Below are 15,294 nucleotides of genomic sequence, written 5' to 3'. Positions count from 1 at the left end.
GGATCTCCGTTTTCCCTCTCTTTCCCGCAGGAGTCGAGTGTCCTACGCTCCATTCCACCCTGTTTCCAACATTGTTTTCACAATCAACCAAAAAATCTGAATGATTAAAAGTTATGAACTCTCAATCGTTCAGGTATAGTAGAGGCAAAGGTGTTTGTCAAGAAAACCTTTAGGTAACAAACTCTTAACATGAGATTAACAGTTTTTTCACTTGAATTTCATAAAGAAAGAGTAAGATTTACGTTGTAAAGATTCTTTTTGAAAGTAGATGTGTAAAATTTCACAAAGTGTTCATTTTTTTAGTGAAAACGCTTACTATTTTTGTGTATACTAAAAGTAGATAAAAAACTGCTTACATTTTACTTCGGTTTTCATAAATAAAACATACAATGAGAGGAGATTATCTAATGATTTTAAAAGCTTTACGAAAAAACGGTTCTGTTACAGTTAATTATTATCGTGATGGTTTATTAGAAACTTTCAAAGGAAAAGTGAAACAGTTAAACCTAGTCGAACAAACATTATCTTTACAGGATGAAAATCACAATACGTTATCTTTACGCTTATCAGGAATTAAAGAAATCTATGAATCATAGCTACAGAGACCGGTCCAGCAAAGAACCGGTCTTTTTTATGACTACTTTTGTTGCAATAGATAACGGTTAACAGGCCTGCCGACTCGGCCATACTCTACGTAAAGCTCAACTTCTTTCTCTTGATCTAAATACTCTAAGTATCGACGTGCCGTGACCCTTGCAATACCCATTCCTTCTGCAACTTCTTCTGCTGAAATTGGATCAGTTTGGCTATGTAAATACGACCGGATTCCAGCTAACGTGACCGTGTTTAACCCTTTCGGTAACGTTGGATTTTTCTCAGCGGCTGTTTTAAATAATAGCGTATCGACTTCATCTTGAGTGATAGATTCGCTTTTGCTTAGTTTGGTTTGGCGCTGTCGATAGTTTTCTAAAGCTTGCTTCATGCGTTCAAACTTAAATGGCTTCATAATATAATCAACGGCTCCGTATTGCAATACACGCTTGACCGTTTCACTGTCACTGGCCGCTGTGACGGCAATTACATCTGATTGATAGCCCTTTGAGCGAATTTTTTGAAGTGTGGTAAGTCCGTCTTGATTCGGCATATACATGTCGATGATGATTAGATCCGGATTATCTTTTTCAATCATTTGTAACCCTTCTACTCCGTTTGATGCGACGTTTGTCACTACAAACCCTTCCACCTGCTCGATGAATTGCTTATTCACTTCTTGAACCATTAAATCATCTTCAATCACAAGTACCTTCCATTGGCTTTTTGTCATACTTCCATCCCCTTTTCACTTATAACCTATAGTACAAATGTAATGGTAAACGCCGTGCCACGCCCATATTCTGTTTCAATCGCAATATCTCCATCACCTTTTTGAACAATTTGGTGAATTAAATAAAGACCAATACCTCGATTTTCCTTTGCCTTTGTCGAAAATCCCTCTTCAAAGATATGCTTCGCTTCTTCTTTAGCCATGCCGCATCCGTTATCCTCTACCAAAATAGACAACACGTCCTCTGTTTGTTCAATGCTGACATAGACTTCTTTCTCATCCTGAAAAGAGTTAGCATACGAATCGAAAGCGTTTTCAATCAAATTCCCAATAATGATTACAAAATCATGATGATCTAAATGCTGAGGAAACGTTTCTAAATAGCTATGCTTATCAATTGTTAACGTAATTCCCAATTCTTTTCCTCTGCTTACTTTGCTAATTAACAAGCCTGATATGCTTTCATTTTTAATATTTTTGTGTAAGAAATTCGTCAATTCTTCCTGCTGCTCGGAAACATCGAAGACGTACTCCAGCGCTTTTTCATTGTTTCCAAGCTGTATCAGCCCTGCAATTGTATGAAGCTTATTCATATATTCATGACTTTGAACGCGAAGTGCACTGACAAATGCTTTTACCCCAGTTAGTTCTTCAGCTAGCTTCTTTACTTCAGTTCGGTCCTGGAAAATCGCAACTGCTCCTACCGTTTCTCCTTTTACCTTAATTGGAACCCGATTGCTTAAAATCGTTAAATTCCGTACTTGAAGCTCTTTGTTATAAACTGGTTGATTCAGCTGTAAAATCTCTGGTAAACGGGTATCTGGAATGACGTCATAAATCAATTTTCCAATTACATCATCATGAATATTCATAATGGTTTTTGCTTTATCGTTAAAAATTGTAATATACTCATCTTTATCAATCGCGATTACAGCTTCATGCATAGCGTTAAAGGTTTCCGTTCGCTCAACAAATAGCCGTGCAATCTCATCTGGTTCTAACTCAAACATTTGCTTTTTTATGTGAGAAGCTAGTACCCAAGCTCCCCATCCACCAAATAGTAGAATTAGCAGACTGATGATAAAAATCTCTTTTTTCAAGCTCTGTATAACTTCTGAAAAAGTCGGCAACAAATAACCACTAATTACAACGCCAACCTGTTCATGGTGGTGATTAATAATTGGAACGAGTGAACGCACCACGGTGCCACTTTCTCCTTTGGCCTTATCCGTGTATGTGTGTTCAGCAAATGCTTGTCCTTCATCTTCACCATGCGATTTTGTGCCAATCATAGCGTTGACTGGATGAGACAGCCTTATCTTTTCCATATCAAGTACCACTACATAATCTGCCCCGTGAATAATTCGAATGGGGTCTACTATTGTGTTAATTTTCTGCCTTTTTTGTTCATCTCCCGTTATCTTTTCGCTAACCTCCGTCATTTCAGCTACAGTTCTTGATGTTACAAGAGCTCTCTGACGTAAATCTTCTTCCTTTGATTCCACAAACTCTTTAATCACGACAAGACCGGCTAAAAACAGCGCAAAGACGATAATAAAAAAGATTAAGGCAGTCATTTTCGTTTGCATTGAAAATCGATTCATAAAGCCTAAGCTACCTCTTCTTTCTCACATATACTATCTATATTTATTTTACCATGCTCCAAATCTGCATGGTAAAATAAATCATAAGATTACAATTCTTCTCATCGAGATGCGAGGAGCTGAGAGTAAGACCCTATGCGAATATTTATTGTAACAGCTTTATTTGTCAGCGCTTTCTTTACTTATATTTTGCTTTTCCCTCCTTCGTTTTTACATTCAGAACACGTCTATAGAGATGATGAACAACGAGGACTGGATGAGCAGATTGTGATTAACTTTAGTCATGTTGTAGCTGAAAACACCCCAAAAGGATTAGCAGCTCAAAAGTTTGCCAAGGTTGTTAATGAACGATCAGATGGCAAGGTTAAAGTTGAAGTTTTCTCAAATAGTGTGCTCTATTCTGATACAGAAGAAGTAGATGCTTTAAGACGAAATGACGTTCAAATGATTGCTCCTTCTTTCTCAAAACTTGCAGATTTAAACGAGGATTGGCTACTTTTTGACCTCCCATTTATGTTTAAAGATGAAGGTGAAGTTGAAGCCGCGTTAAACGGTCAGATTGGCAAGAGTCTGCAAGCATCTCTCAAAAAAGAAAATTTAAAAGGACTAGCATTCTGGAACAATGGATTTAAACAAATGACGAGTAGTCAAAAAAAGCTGGCTGTCCCGGATGACTTTAAAGGCCAACGCTTTCGTATTATGCCAAGCGAAGTCATAAAAAAGCAGTTTGATCTACTTGATGCTAAACCTACCATTGCTCCATTTAACCGAGTGTATGAATCGCTGGAAAAACAAGAGTTTGACGGTCAAGAGAACACAATTTCAAATATCTATTCAAAGCGTTTATATATGCTGCAGCGCTACATGACGATTAGTAATCACGGCTACTTAGGCTATGCGGTCATGATGGACGAGAGCTATTGGAACAGCTTGCCTCCCGATGTTCAACTTCTGCTTTCAAATGCGATGGAGGAAACAACAGCTTGGATGTGGGAGCACTCGAAAGGAATGAATGATCAGCAGCTCGAAAAAATTAAAAGTGAGTCTTCGATTCAAGTTCATTATTTAACAGAACAGGAAAGAGATAAGTGGAAACAGCGCTTTAAACCACTTTATACAGAGTTTCAAAAGCGTTTAACAAAAGATATTGTGGAAGAAACATATAAGAAGTAATTAAAGAGACTGAGACATAAGTAGTTCAGCCTCTACTATACCTGAACGATTGAGAGTTCCTCACTTTTAATCGCTCAGGTTTTTTGTTGATTGTGAAAACAATGTTGGAAACAGGGTGGAATGGAGCGTAGGACACTCGACTCCTGCGGGAAAAAGAGGTAAACCTGAGATCCCAAAGCGCAGCGAGGAAGCTCAGGTTCCTCCCCGCAGAAAGCGAGTGGCCGTAACGCAATGGAACGAACGTGTTCAGATAACCTAAAGAGATGGGAACGGCTATTGCTCGTCTTTTAGAAGCAATTATTTTGTTATGTCCCAAACTCTTTTCTATGAAAATTCTAAGAACTTAATGAACAAAAAGACCATTATCACCAGAAATTTCACCCCCCATTCATATGCGGTACTATAGGTTTACAAGATAAATGAAAACGCTGTCAAATTATGAATCAAGGGGGATGGAAGATGAAGATTAATTTTAACAACTTAACAGTTCGCGTTATTATTGGGATTATCTTAGGGATTATGGTTGGGTTTATTTTTCCTGAATTCGGCGCGCAGCTGAAAGTATTAGCTGACATCTTTATTAAATTAATTAAAATGGTTATCGCACCGATTATCTTTTTAACTGTTGTCATTGGAATTGGTGGTATGGGCGATTTGAAAAAAGTCGGGCGTATTGGTGGTAAAGCACTTCTTTATTTTGAAATTGTCACAACGTTCGCTTTAGCTATTGGTATTCTTGTTGTTAACTTCGTAAAACCTGGTGAAGGCTTTAATATAAGCGGAGCACAGGGAGCTGACGTCTCTGAGTATACGAAGCAAGCAGCCGAAGCTGAACATGGATTCATGGACTTTGTGATGAGCATTATTCCAGATAGCGTCTTTGGAGCAATGGCTAACGGAGAACTGCTTCCAATCTTATTTTTTGCCGTGTTATTTGGACTTGCAACAGCAGCTCTAGGCGAAAAAGCAGCACCTGTCATTACATTCTTTGAACGAGTGACGGATATTTTCTTCGGAATCGTTAATATGATTATGAAGATTTCTCCAATTGCTGCTTTCGGCGCGATGGCTTATACAATCGGAAATTTTGGAATTGGTTCACTTGTTTCGCTCGGAAAATTAATGGGATCTGTCTATATTACGATGTTCTTATTCATCATTTTTGTTTTAGGTACAATTGCTAAATTTTATGGCTTCAGTATTTTAAAATTCATTGCGTTTATTAAAGAAGAAATTTTACTCGTGCTTGGTACATCGTCATCTGAATCAGCTTTACCAAAAATGATGAATCGTATGGAGCAATACGGGTGCTCTAAGTCCGTTGTAGGTCTGGTTATCCCTACTGGTTATTCATTCAACCTTGATGGGACATCTATTTATCTATCAATGGCAGCAATTTTTATTGCACAAGCCTACGGAGTTGACTTAACGATTTGGCAAGAGTTAACGCTACTAGGTGTGTTAATGCTAACATCAAAAGGTGCCGCTGGCGTAACGGGTTCTGGGTTTATCACTCTAGCAGCAACATTAGCAGCCTTCCCAATGATTCCTGTTGAAGGTCTTGCATTATTAATTGGTGTGGATCGCTTTATGTCTGAAGCTCGTGCTATTACGAACTTAATTGGAAACGGAGTTGCAACGGTTGTTGTTTCAAAAATGGAAAACGAATTTCATCCACCAGCTCCACCTCAAAGTTCTGATTCTTCAATACCACTTGCAAAATAAAGAGAACCTTCCTCAGCTGATTGAGGAAGGTTTTTCGAATGGAAAACTTTAAATAATTAACAGTATCAAATAATTTGTTACAATAAAAATAGGTTTAAAAGATAACTAGTTTGGGTAAGGAGGAAAAAATATGATTCAGACCATTACAGCGCATTTAAAACAAGGCTTGCTTTCTTATAGACAAGCGATTTGGATTGCACGCTATCTCATCCTCGGTTTTATTATATTTGGCACGGTTGAAAAGATTTTAATGTTTCAAAGTCATGAACTTAACGGCTTACAGCTCACATTTGAGCTAACTGCTGCTTTAATCTGTGCATTAATTCCCTTTGCATACGGCATTGACTCGTCCACGCAAGAATAAAGGCAACGTTTTCTGATGAAACGTTGCCCTTTTTTTATAATCAAGCTTTTATCTGCATTTTTTTGTGATACAATTCCCCAAGCTCTACATCATCTAGCTGCCACACAACAGATTCACATTCTGGAAAGCTAGTAAGCAATGCATCTTCTAATTTTTCGCGTTCCCTTTCACTCAAAATATAGCGTTTCAATGTAAGCACTGACATTTTATGTTCCCCTCTCACAATTAATGTTAACGCTTTCAAAAACTGATGTTTATACATATCTTATACGAATAATATCTCATATGTACAATGAATAAATAGAATAATGCGAATAAGCAAATGGAATATAGGAAACACTCATAAAGAATAAGAAGGTCACCTATGCTAGAACACTCTTGTTTAGACCATAGATTTTTGTCAGAAAAAGACGACAATCAATTATATAACAAAGTTGATATACATATCCTGTTATAGTACAATTATCATTACTTAATTCGATTTTAAATGGCTTTCTTATCTCCCCCATAGGCTGTAAGCTACGAACCATTTTTAGAAACATCGCATAGCTTAGAGCATGAATAGGGAACTAAAAATTTCTGAGGAGTTGATTTCCCCGTGGAAAAGCATTTGAATCATATCCAGAAACAAAATGAAGAAGATACAATGAATTCATTAACGGCTGAAATGGTATTAGATCATGCGCTTCGGATGTTTCAAAAACAACAGCTTCAAAAAGAAATTGATCATGCCTTATTACATCGTAACAAACAAGAATTTCTTAAACTATCGCAACAGTTACAAGCATATCTATAAGCAATAAAAAAGAAACGAGGGAAATCCTCGTTTCTTTTTATTTAGCAAATACGTGATTTCCGATAACTGCTGTTACTTGCTTTGTTTCTAACCACGAATTTGTTGCAATCTGTGGATTATAGAAAAACAGCGCAGGGTTTTGATGATCTGGATTTGCTAACGCTTCTTCTACAGCACGTCTTGACTCCTCAGAAGCAGGCTGATTAATCGTTCCATTGCCTACTGGAGAAAACTCGTAACCACCGTTAGCTAAAGGTTGATTAATAACCTCTGTAATGCTGTTAGGGAATTGGGCTGACGCCACACGATTCATAACCACGGTTGCTACCGCTACTTTACCTTGGTACGGCTCACCTTTCGCTTCTGCTTCTACTAACCTTGCTAATAAATCTTTTTCCGCTTCCTCAACTCCTACGTTTGTAGGCTGTGGTGCTGGTGCCGTTTCAGAAGCTCCTTGTCCCGTTACAACTAGCTGTTGTCCTACGTTAATAAGATCACCTTGTAATCCGTTTAAATCTTTCAAACGATCTACGCTTGTATTATATGTCTGTGAAATACTAAACAATGTCTCACCTTGTACTACTGTATGTACTGTCTCTTTTTCTGGAATTGTTAGGACTTCTCCAACATAAATCATATCATTCGTGCGATTATTCGCTTGTTTTAATTCATCTACCGATACACCTTCTTGTTGACTAAGCTTCCACAGCGTATCTCCTGTCGATACTTTATGAGATGCAGCTGATGCAGCTGTTCCTTGTACTCCAAAAAATGAAAGTGATGCAGCTGATGTAATGACCCACTTTGTCAATTTTCCTTTTTTCATAAAAATACCTCCCGAAAAAATAACCTGACATTATCTTAGCATAGAGAAAGCCAGTTTCATTGAAAGAATGGGTAACATTTGTTCAGATTGGATTAAGTTTCTTACAAGAGAAACAATAATATTACAAACCATACAATTCCTTTAAAATTCGTAATGAAACTAACATTTTTATAACTGTTACTTGAATTTTATGGATTATTTTTACTTTTAGCTTTCGGCAACTGAAACCCATTCATTATTTTAGAAAAATAAGTAAGTATATTCCAATCTCCAACTACATCTCAGGTCTTACCTATAATTCATTCCTCGGGCTATTGATTAACTCCCACAAAATGGATAACATTGGTGATGTATCTTATTTCTTTATAAAATTGAAAGCAGGGTGAAGCATGAAAAAACTATTGTTTTTGGTTCTAGTATTTATCGGAGCTGCTTTTCTTTTGACTAATCCATTTACCACATCTACATGGACGTTAGGATCCTCCAAAACCGAAGCAGCTCTGACAAATTCAATTGAAAGTATTAAGCTTAAAACAGCGAACGTAAATACAGTCATTGAAGAATATAACGGAAAAGAAGTAAAAGCGGATTTACAAGGGAAGGGAAAAGTAAATGTTCAACGCAATGGAAAAACGATTACCGTTACGTATAAAAATAAGCCTTTTTCATTTTTCTCATTCGGTAATAGCAGTAAATTAACAATTTATATTCCAAAAGAATACAGCAATGATTTAGAGCTAAACGTAGGTTCAGGCGATGTAGAGTTTAACGAAACCTCTTTATCTCTTACTAATTTTTCAGTTAAAGTCCAATCTGGCTATACTGTTATTCAAGGAATTGATGCGGATAAATTAGATATCAATGTTTCCTCAGGAGACCTCGTAATCAACAAAGTGCGCACAAAAGAAGGCTCAGTTGATTTACAGTCAGGAGATATTACGATTAAAAACTACGAAGGAAAGTTGGATTCTCACGTGTCTTCAGGTGATGCTTCTATTTCTATAAATAGAGTGGTTGATTCGATTAAAGCTCACGTTAGCTCTGGAGACATGACTGTTACGCTGCCACCTAAAGCTGATATTACCTTACAAGCCAAAGCGAGCACGGGAGATATTAATAATCGATTTAACTTTAAAACAATGAAAGAACAAGAAGATGAAATTCAAGCTACGAATGGGAAGGGTACGCATCGAATAGACGTAGATGTCTCAAGCGGAGATTTCAATTTGCGATAAAAACCGCAGCTGGGACATAACTAAATGATTTCTTCTCAAAGACAAACCATGACTGTTCGAACATAGTTAGGCAGTGAGAACACGTCCGTTCTATTGCGCTGCATTCCACTAGTTTTTTAACTTGTTTTCGGAATCAACAAAAAAACATCCGAACGATTGCAAGTCAGCAATCGTTCGGATATCTAAGTGACTGAAATACCTCAGCTACCTACCACAACAGTTTAACCTCTTCTTCAAGTACGCTAGTTAAATAATCTTTACCCTCTAATAATATTCGAGGTTCAAGGTAACCTACTTTCCAAATTAAATATTTGCAATATAAACAGCAACGGCAATAGCAGAACCTACTAGTAGCGCTACATAAATAAATGATAAGTTTCGAATTCGTTTTTTTTCAGTCTTTTTATACTGTTTGTCATCGTTATTCGCAATCCATATCGTCCCGACTAGCGAAACAATCCCCACAAACAAAATAAGAAAAAGTGAAATGGTCATCCTCTCTCCCCCTATTCATGTCCCCTTATCTTCTATTATATTATACATTCATCTAAAAAAAGAAAATCACTCTGGTTTTGAGTGATTTTCTTCCTTATTCATATCTTAACGCTTCAATCGGATCGAGCTTGGCTGCTTTATTTGCTGGAAGCATTCCAAAAATCACGCCAATTGTCATTGAGAACAATAGTCCAATGACAATAATTTGCCATGAAATTAACGGTGGCCATCCTGCAAACATCGAAACGATAGAAGCACCGCCTGCTCCAAGTAAAATGCCAACGATACCGCCGATTAACGTTAGCGTTATTGATTCAATCAAGAACTGTGTTAAAATCTGTCTTTTCGTTGCGCCGAGAGCTTTACGAATACCTATTTCTCTTGTTCTTTCTGTAACCGATACAAGCATGATATTCATAACGCCGATGCCGCCAACTAATAATGAGATTCCAGCAATTGAACCAATAATTATTGTCATAATTGTTGTGACTTGCCCAATGCCATCCGCAATGGCTTCCATATTCATGACGGTGTAGGAATCTTCTGTTCCGTACGTTTCATTTAATAGATTTGCTGCGCTCTCTCCAACAGTTTGTAATTCATCTGGATTGGAAGCTTGAAGACTTACAGACGTATAGTCTACTTTTCCAAAGCTTGATTTATACGTGTTGCTCGGCATATACACTTCCATCATGCCAAATGACCCTAATATGCCGGTTGGCTTTTCTAAAATTCCTACAACTTCAATTGGCTGGTTTTTCACCCAAATGATTTCGCCAAGGCCACTGCTATCTTTAAACATTTCCTTGTTTAGCTCATCGCTGATAAGAGCAACTCGGTTACCCGATAAAAAATCACCATCGGTTAAGCTTTGTCCCTGTGCAATTTTTAAATCATTTACGTCCAAATACGACTGGTTAATAGCATATACCGTTGTATCTAACGTGTCTTCTTTATAACGGACCGACATCATTTCCTGTAGAGATGCCACAACGTTTTCAACACCTGGTAACTTTCCTAGATTATCAATATCTTGCGACGTAAAAAACGCCTGCTCCCAAATGTTTGGGTTTGTTTGTATTTCTTCCTCTGAAGGTTCGTACATTAAATCAACCGTATTGCTATCGCCTGTAATTTGCGATTTAAGCATCTGCTCTCCACCTTGACCAATCGCTACAACGATAATAACTGCTGCAACCCCGATAATAATACCGAGCATCGTCAAGAGCGAGCGCAGCTTATGCGCAACAACCGACGCCAAAGCCATACGAATATTTTCCATCATGCTCATAGTTCAAGACTCTCCTTACCGTTGTACGCAACGATATTTCCATCACGAACTAATATTGTTCTTGAAGCATATTCAGCTACTTCTGGCTCATGAGTGATGACCACTACGGTTGTTCCATCTTTGTTTAAAGCAGCAAATTCCTCCATAATTGATACGCTTGTTTTTGTATCAAGCGCTCCCGTTGGTTCGTCTGCTAAAATGAGACTAGGCTTATTAACGATGGCACGAGCAATAGCAACACGCTGCTTTTGTCCACCCGATAGCTCATTTGGTAAGTGATTGATTCTTTCACCTAATCCTACCTTTAACAGCGCAGCTTCAGCACGCTTGCGTCGCTCTTTTCGAGATATGCCTGTATAGACCATCGGCAGCTCTACATTTTCCACGGCTTTTAACCGCGGCAACAGCTGGAATTGCTGAAACACAAATCCAATCTGTTCATTTCGCACCTTAGCTAGCTGATCATCACTGTACGTTGAAATCTCGAGTTCATTTAAAAAGTAAGCACCTGAAGTTGGTCGATCTAAACAACCAATAATGTTCATCAAGGTTGATTTACCCGAACCTGAAGGACCCATAATGGCAACAAACTCACCGTCTTTAATCGTTAAATCAATCCCTTTTAAAATAGGAACTTCTTCTTTCCCAAGACGATAGCTTTTAGAGATATTTTCTAATTTAATCATTTCACTGTCACTTCCACACCATCTGCTAGCTCATTAGATGGATTTGAGATGATTTGATCCTTACTCGTAATGCCTTTAACAATTTCAATTGACTTGTTTGTTGTTTGACCAACCTTCACTTCTCGCTTAACAGCTTTTCCATCTTTTACGATATACACATACTTCTCATCGCCTTCATTGACAATTGCTTTTGATGGAACGGCTTTTGCTTTTTTGCTTTCAGTTTCAATTTCTAATAAAAGCTTAAAGCCTGGACGAATACTTTTAATCCCTTCATCCGTTACCTTTACTTGTACTGGATATTGATTCGCTGCGTCTCCACCACTTGCTGCATCGGACTGCTGTGGTAAGAAATCAACTTGCTGAACTGATCCTTCCCACTCTTTGTCCGGCACCACATCAGATGTAATTTTTACTGGCTGACCTACTTCAATATTAAGAGCATCATATTCTGATAGAACACCTGTTGCCAAATATTGATCCGTATTGCCAATATGTATAAGCGGCTTTTGAACCTCGCTTGTGTTGTGAGCAGCTTCTTTATCCACAGACAGCACTGTGCCAGCTAATTCACTTTTTTCAGTGAGATTATTCTCTTTCTTTGTTAATGACTTGCGCTCTAGCTTGTTGCGTTCAGCTTCAATTTTTGCTGTTTCAAGATCTAAATTAAGCTGAGTACGTTCTTCTTCTATTTGCGCTTTCGCTTCTTCTTTTGGAAGTTCTTTTTCCAGCTTCTTCTGCTTATCTTTCAGCTTAGCAATCTGCTTATTTAGTGAGCTAACCTGTAGTTCATTCGATTTTTCGCCAAGCTTATTTTGTTCTTTTTCAAGCTCTAAATCATCATTTGTATATGTGACAAGCGGTGTGCCAACTTGAACTCTTGTACCTTCTGTTACTTTAATATCTTCAATCTCACCATTTTCTGGCTGATAATACACATACTGCTCATCGGCAAGCTTAAGAGTACCTGGAATCATAACCGTACTGCGCAACGTCATATCTTTTAATGACGTCACGCTAACTTGTACGTCTTCACTTTTCTGTGCTTTAAACACGTTTACACCAATTAGTACTACGATTAAGAGAGAAACAACTGTGATGATTATACCTTTTTTCATTACGCCATAACACTTCCTATAATTTGTGAAATAACAGACAGTACAAAAAAGACACTAGCAATAATAATTGCAGCTTTTTTAGATAAACCGCCTACTTTTTGTAAGCCCATTGCTGTTAAGATTAGCGACCAAATCGAGAAAATTTCAATGCTTGCTAATACGCCACCAACAGCTCCTTCAGCTCCAATTAAACCATTTAAAGACGTTATATTTGTTCCTGTTCCAGCCACAACTGCAATGACTGTATTTAGTAATAAACCAAGCATTGTAATGAACGTAATAAATGCTGTTAAACTAAACATGTGCTTATACTTTGCTGTTCCTTTTCCGATTTTTACAATAAGTAAAAGGATTCCTGCACCAATTAACAGCGCGATAGGCGTGACAATTAACGCTCCAATTCCAGCTCCAATCATGCTAAACAATTTCATAGAATCATCTGGCTCAATCCCAAGCTCCTGTAAAGAAGCCAAGCTTTCTGGCGTAATGGCACTAAGTGCGAATGCAACGGCACTTAGTAAGATAACGAGAATGAGTGAAGCCACAATCGCCGGACGCTGCTTCATTTTGTCAAACTCAGCACCTGGACTAAAAATAAACTTAAATACGGACGGCTTTGGCCCCTGCTTCTGTTCGGTCGTCGTAATTTCTGGATTCATATAATAGCTCCTTTTTCAATAAATTTTTATTTGTTTACCTTTACACAGAACCCTGATAAGTTATAAACAAATCAGTAACATTTTAACATAAAAATGTAATAAAGTTTACTTATTTACTATATTTTTACTTTTATAGTTTTATACTCAACAAAAAAGATGCTGCTTATTAAGATAAACGGCATCTTTTCTTTCTTATTATATAGTTTTTGCCTTTCTTCCCACATCGCTTCCAAACTCAACGCCAAGCTCTCCTAACCATTTTCGGTATGCAATGCTAACGCGATCAGGATTAAGATGCAGCTCTGCTTGTAAGTCTAACGGAAGTTCTTCTGGCTTTTGACTTTCAACAATGCCTGTATCTTGTTCGATGATAAGCTGTTGAAATTCTTGAAAATATTCATCTGGCTTATCCAGCTCATAATTTCGTGATACGAGTGCAAAAACGGTTGATTTCAGCTGTTCTTGGGGCAATACGGCAAACAGCATGGAGAAGATTTCGTTGGTTTGATAATTCACTTTTTTCAACCGCGCAACCGTCGGGCGAAGAATTTCAAACGTATAGTAAATGGTTGACCAGTTCCCTGTGCCGTCCGCATCAGCATATACTTCAATCTCGTCTGAGACGTAGTGGTTATCACGCCAGTTCACTTTGTAATCCGGAATTTCTGTATAATCTGGATGTCCTAAGCTTCCTTCATGAACAAATGCAAGATGGCTCACATCCAAAAAATTCTCAACCACGCGAGGTGCTGCTGCATTCATCGTATGAGCATACGCATGGACAGTCTTAAAAGATGGGTGATTATATTCCTCATAGTAAGGAAGAGGTTCTGCTGCATCAGATCCTTGTTCACTGAGTCGAACCCAAATCATTCCGTATACTTCTCTGCACTGATATACAATAGCTTTTGCTTTGAGTGGAATCGCTCTATTCGGTGGCTGCTGCGGAATTTTTTTACATTGTCCATCCACATTATATTCCCATCCATGATAAGGACAAACGATGCAATCATCTTTTACCTTACCAAGCGACAAAGCAGCTCCTCGGTGAATGCAAAGGTCTTTAAAGGCTTTAATTGCTCCTCTTACCCGAAAAAGCACTACTCTCTCTTCCAATACCTTCACAGCAAGTGGATCCGCTCCTAGATCTTGACTGTACGCAACTGGCAGCCATTCTTTTGCTAATACAGTATCTTTAAACATCTGCTTCCCCTCCAGTTTGTAGACGAAAATGATATTTTAAAGATTAGCATCTCCAGCACAATCCGTCTTTTAGTTGGTAAGGTTAGCTGACATATAATTTACATTTAGTTCCACGGCTGCTCGAGGCTTAAGAACTGTGCTAAGCTATTGCTGTTAGCGCGCACATTCTTTCTAATTTTTGCTCGCTCAGGTGCCGTTTGATATAAATACTTTTCTTCATCCGTTTCTGGGATTACGCTCGGCACTTCGCAAGGCTTTCCATCTTCTCCAAGCGCAACAAAAGTGATAAAGGACGTAGCAGCAATTTTTCGCTCTCCTGATTTTAAATTTTCTTTTATGATTTTCACAAAGATCTCCATTGAAGATCGGCCTGTCCAAGATACATATGATTCAAAACATACCGAATCCTGCGGAGTAATCGGATGTAAGAAATGCACAGAATCAGTTGATGCTGTTACGCACTCTGCTCGGCTATGACGAGAAGCAGAAATTGAAGCAATCATATCAATATCGCTCATGAGCTTACCACCAAATAACGTTTGATGATTATTTGTATCATTTGGAAATACGCGACTCGTTCTAACCGCTTTTGATTGTCTACAATATTTTGCTTTCATCTTCCATCCCTCCAACTATACACATAAAAACTTTTATTGAGACCATCATACTAGCACATCTTCATAAAAATAACTGTAAAATTTGCTCAAAACACAAACAAAATTTACAGTAAGCGCTTTATAACAATCAAAAAAGAGTTTGGGACATAACAAAATGATGGCTTCTAAAAGACGAACA

18 protein-coding genes are annotated in these 15,294 nt (G+C 37.9%); 7 read left to right on the top strand and 11 right to left on the bottom strand.

What is annotated here, in order from left to right:
* Positions 1–407 precede the first annotated feature (407 nt).
* Positions 408–596 (top strand): YolD-like family protein, encoded by a 189-nt coding sequence (locus tag AS180_RS07095; RefSeq protein WP_025910354.1) that lies wholly within the window; start codon positions 408–410, stop codon positions 594–596.
* A 41-nt stretch (positions 597–637) separates the two neighbouring features.
* Here AS180_RS07095 and AS180_RS07090 read toward each other — a convergent pair whose 3' ends face one another.
* Positions 638–1,324, bottom strand: coding sequence for a response regulator (locus AS180_RS07090; RefSeq protein WP_025910352.1), 687 nt, complete (start codon positions 1,322–1,324; stop codon positions 638–640).
* 26 nt (positions 1,325–1,350) lie between these two features.
* A complete protein-coding gene (locus tag AS180_RS07085; RefSeq protein WP_025910349.1) occupies positions 1,351–2,928 on the bottom strand; it encodes an ATP-binding protein in 1,578 nt (525 codons plus the stop codon).
* Positions 2,929–3,063: 135 nt separating this feature from the next.
* Between AS180_RS07085 and AS180_RS07080 the strand changes: the two genes are divergently transcribed.
* From AS180_RS07080 to AS180_RS07070, 4 genes are all read left to right on the top strand, one after another.
* Entirely contained in the window at positions 3,064–4,101 is a 1,038-nt protein-coding gene (locus AS180_RS07080; protein WP_062686603.1) for a DctP family TRAP transporter solute-binding subunit, read from the top strand.
* A gap of 115 nt (positions 4,102–4,216) precedes the next feature.
* Positions 4,217–4,360 (top strand): hypothetical protein, encoded by a 144-nt coding sequence (locus AS180_RS22380; RefSeq protein ID WP_156413458.1) that lies wholly within the window; start codon positions 4,217–4,219, stop codon positions 4,358–4,360.
* 200 nt (positions 4,361–4,560) lie between these two features.
* Positions 4,561–5,826: a dicarboxylate/amino acid:cation symporter gene (locus AS180_RS07075; protein WP_025910346.1), complete on the top strand. Its 1,266-nt coding sequence runs from the start codon at positions 4,561–4,563 to the stop codon at positions 5,824–5,826.
* Positions 5,827–5,956: 130 nt separating this feature from the next.
* Complete coding sequence (locus AS180_RS07070) at positions 5,957–6,190, top strand: hypothetical protein (protein ID WP_025910345.1); 234 nt, start codon at positions 5,957–5,959, stop codon at positions 6,188–6,190.
* Positions 6,191–6,230: 40 nt separating this feature from the next.
* On the opposite strand, the gene AS180_RS22375 is transcribed toward AS180_RS07070, so the two are convergent.
* Positions 6,231–6,395, bottom strand: coding sequence for a hypothetical protein (locus AS180_RS22375; protein ID WP_156413457.1), 165 nt, complete (start codon positions 6,393–6,395; stop codon positions 6,231–6,233).
* 393 nt (positions 6,396–6,788) lie between these two features.
* Here AS180_RS22375 and AS180_RS07065 point away from each other — a divergent pair, with 393 nt between their 5' ends.
* Positions 6,789–6,986 (top strand): IDEAL domain-containing protein, encoded by a 198-nt coding sequence (locus AS180_RS07065; protein WP_025910344.1) that lies wholly within the window; start codon positions 6,789–6,791, stop codon positions 6,984–6,986.
* A 37-nt stretch (positions 6,987–7,023) separates the two neighbouring features.
* Here the strand turns inward: AS180_RS07065 and AS180_RS07060 are convergent, their stop codons facing one another.
* Entirely contained in the window at positions 7,024–7,812 is a 789-nt protein-coding gene (locus AS180_RS07060) for a cell wall hydrolase (protein WP_061786375.1), read from the bottom strand.
* Positions 7,813–8,201: 389 nt separating this feature from the next.
* On the opposite strand from AS180_RS07060, the gene AS180_RS07055 reads away from it, so the two are divergent.
* On the top strand, positions 8,202–9,047 hold the full coding sequence (locus AS180_RS07055) for a DUF4097 family beta strand repeat-containing protein (protein WP_061786376.1): 846 nt from the start codon (positions 8,202–8,204) through the stop codon (positions 9,045–9,047).
* A gap of 303 nt (positions 9,048–9,350) precedes the next feature.
* Here AS180_RS07055 and AS180_RS07050 read toward each other — a convergent pair whose 3' ends face one another.
* The 7 genes from AS180_RS07050 to AS180_RS07020 all read right to left on the bottom strand — a co-directional run bounded on the left by AS180_RS07050 (position 9,351) and on the right by AS180_RS07020 (position 15,116).
* Positions 9,351–9,542 carry a hypothetical protein gene (locus AS180_RS07050; protein WP_025910342.1) on the bottom strand — a complete coding sequence of 64 codons (192 nt, stop codon included), beginning with the start codon at positions 9,540–9,542 and terminating at the stop codon, positions 9,351–9,353.
* A gap of 94 nt (positions 9,543–9,636) precedes the next feature.
* On the bottom strand, positions 9,637–10,833 hold the full coding sequence (locus tag AS180_RS07045) for an ABC transporter permease (RefSeq protein WP_062686602.1): 1,197 nt from the start codon (positions 10,831–10,833) through the stop codon (positions 9,637–9,639).
* Entirely contained in the window at positions 10,830–11,519 is a 690-nt protein-coding gene (locus tag AS180_RS07040) for an ABC transporter ATP-binding protein (protein WP_025910339.1), read from the bottom strand. The genes AS180_RS07045 and AS180_RS07040 overlap by 4 nt, the downstream gene beginning before the upstream one ends.
* A complete protein-coding gene (locus AS180_RS07035) occupies positions 11,516–12,637 on the bottom strand; it encodes an efflux RND transporter periplasmic adaptor subunit (RefSeq protein ID WP_025910338.1) in 1,122 nt (373 codons plus the stop codon). The genes AS180_RS07040 and AS180_RS07035 overlap by 4 nt, the downstream gene beginning before the upstream one ends.
* Positions 12,637–13,296 carry a YknW family membrane protein gene (locus AS180_RS07030; RefSeq protein WP_025910336.1) on the bottom strand — a complete coding sequence of 220 codons (660 nt, stop codon included), beginning with the start codon at positions 13,294–13,296 and terminating at the stop codon, positions 12,637–12,639. Before AS180_RS07030 ends, AS180_RS07035 begins: the two co-directional genes overlap by 1 nt.
* Before the next feature lie 195 nt (positions 13,297–13,491).
* A complete protein-coding gene (locus AS180_RS07025) occupies positions 13,492–14,499 on the bottom strand; it encodes an aromatic ring-hydroxylating oxygenase subunit alpha (RefSeq protein ID WP_025910335.1) in 1,008 nt (335 codons plus the stop codon).
* A 104-nt stretch (positions 14,500–14,603) separates the two neighbouring features.
* Complete coding sequence (locus AS180_RS07020; protein ID WP_025910333.1) at positions 14,604–15,116, bottom strand: acyl-CoA thioesterase; 513 nt, start codon at positions 15,114–15,116, stop codon at positions 14,604–14,606.
* Positions 15,117–15,294 lie beyond the last annotated feature (178 nt).

The sequence above is a fragment of the Priestia veravalensis genome, from assembly GCF_001457055.1.
GTDB classification, from domain to species: domain Bacteria; phylum Bacillota; class Bacilli; order Bacillales; family Bacillaceae_H; genus Priestia; species Priestia flexa.
This window is presented reverse-complemented; position numbering and strand designations above follow the sequence as displayed.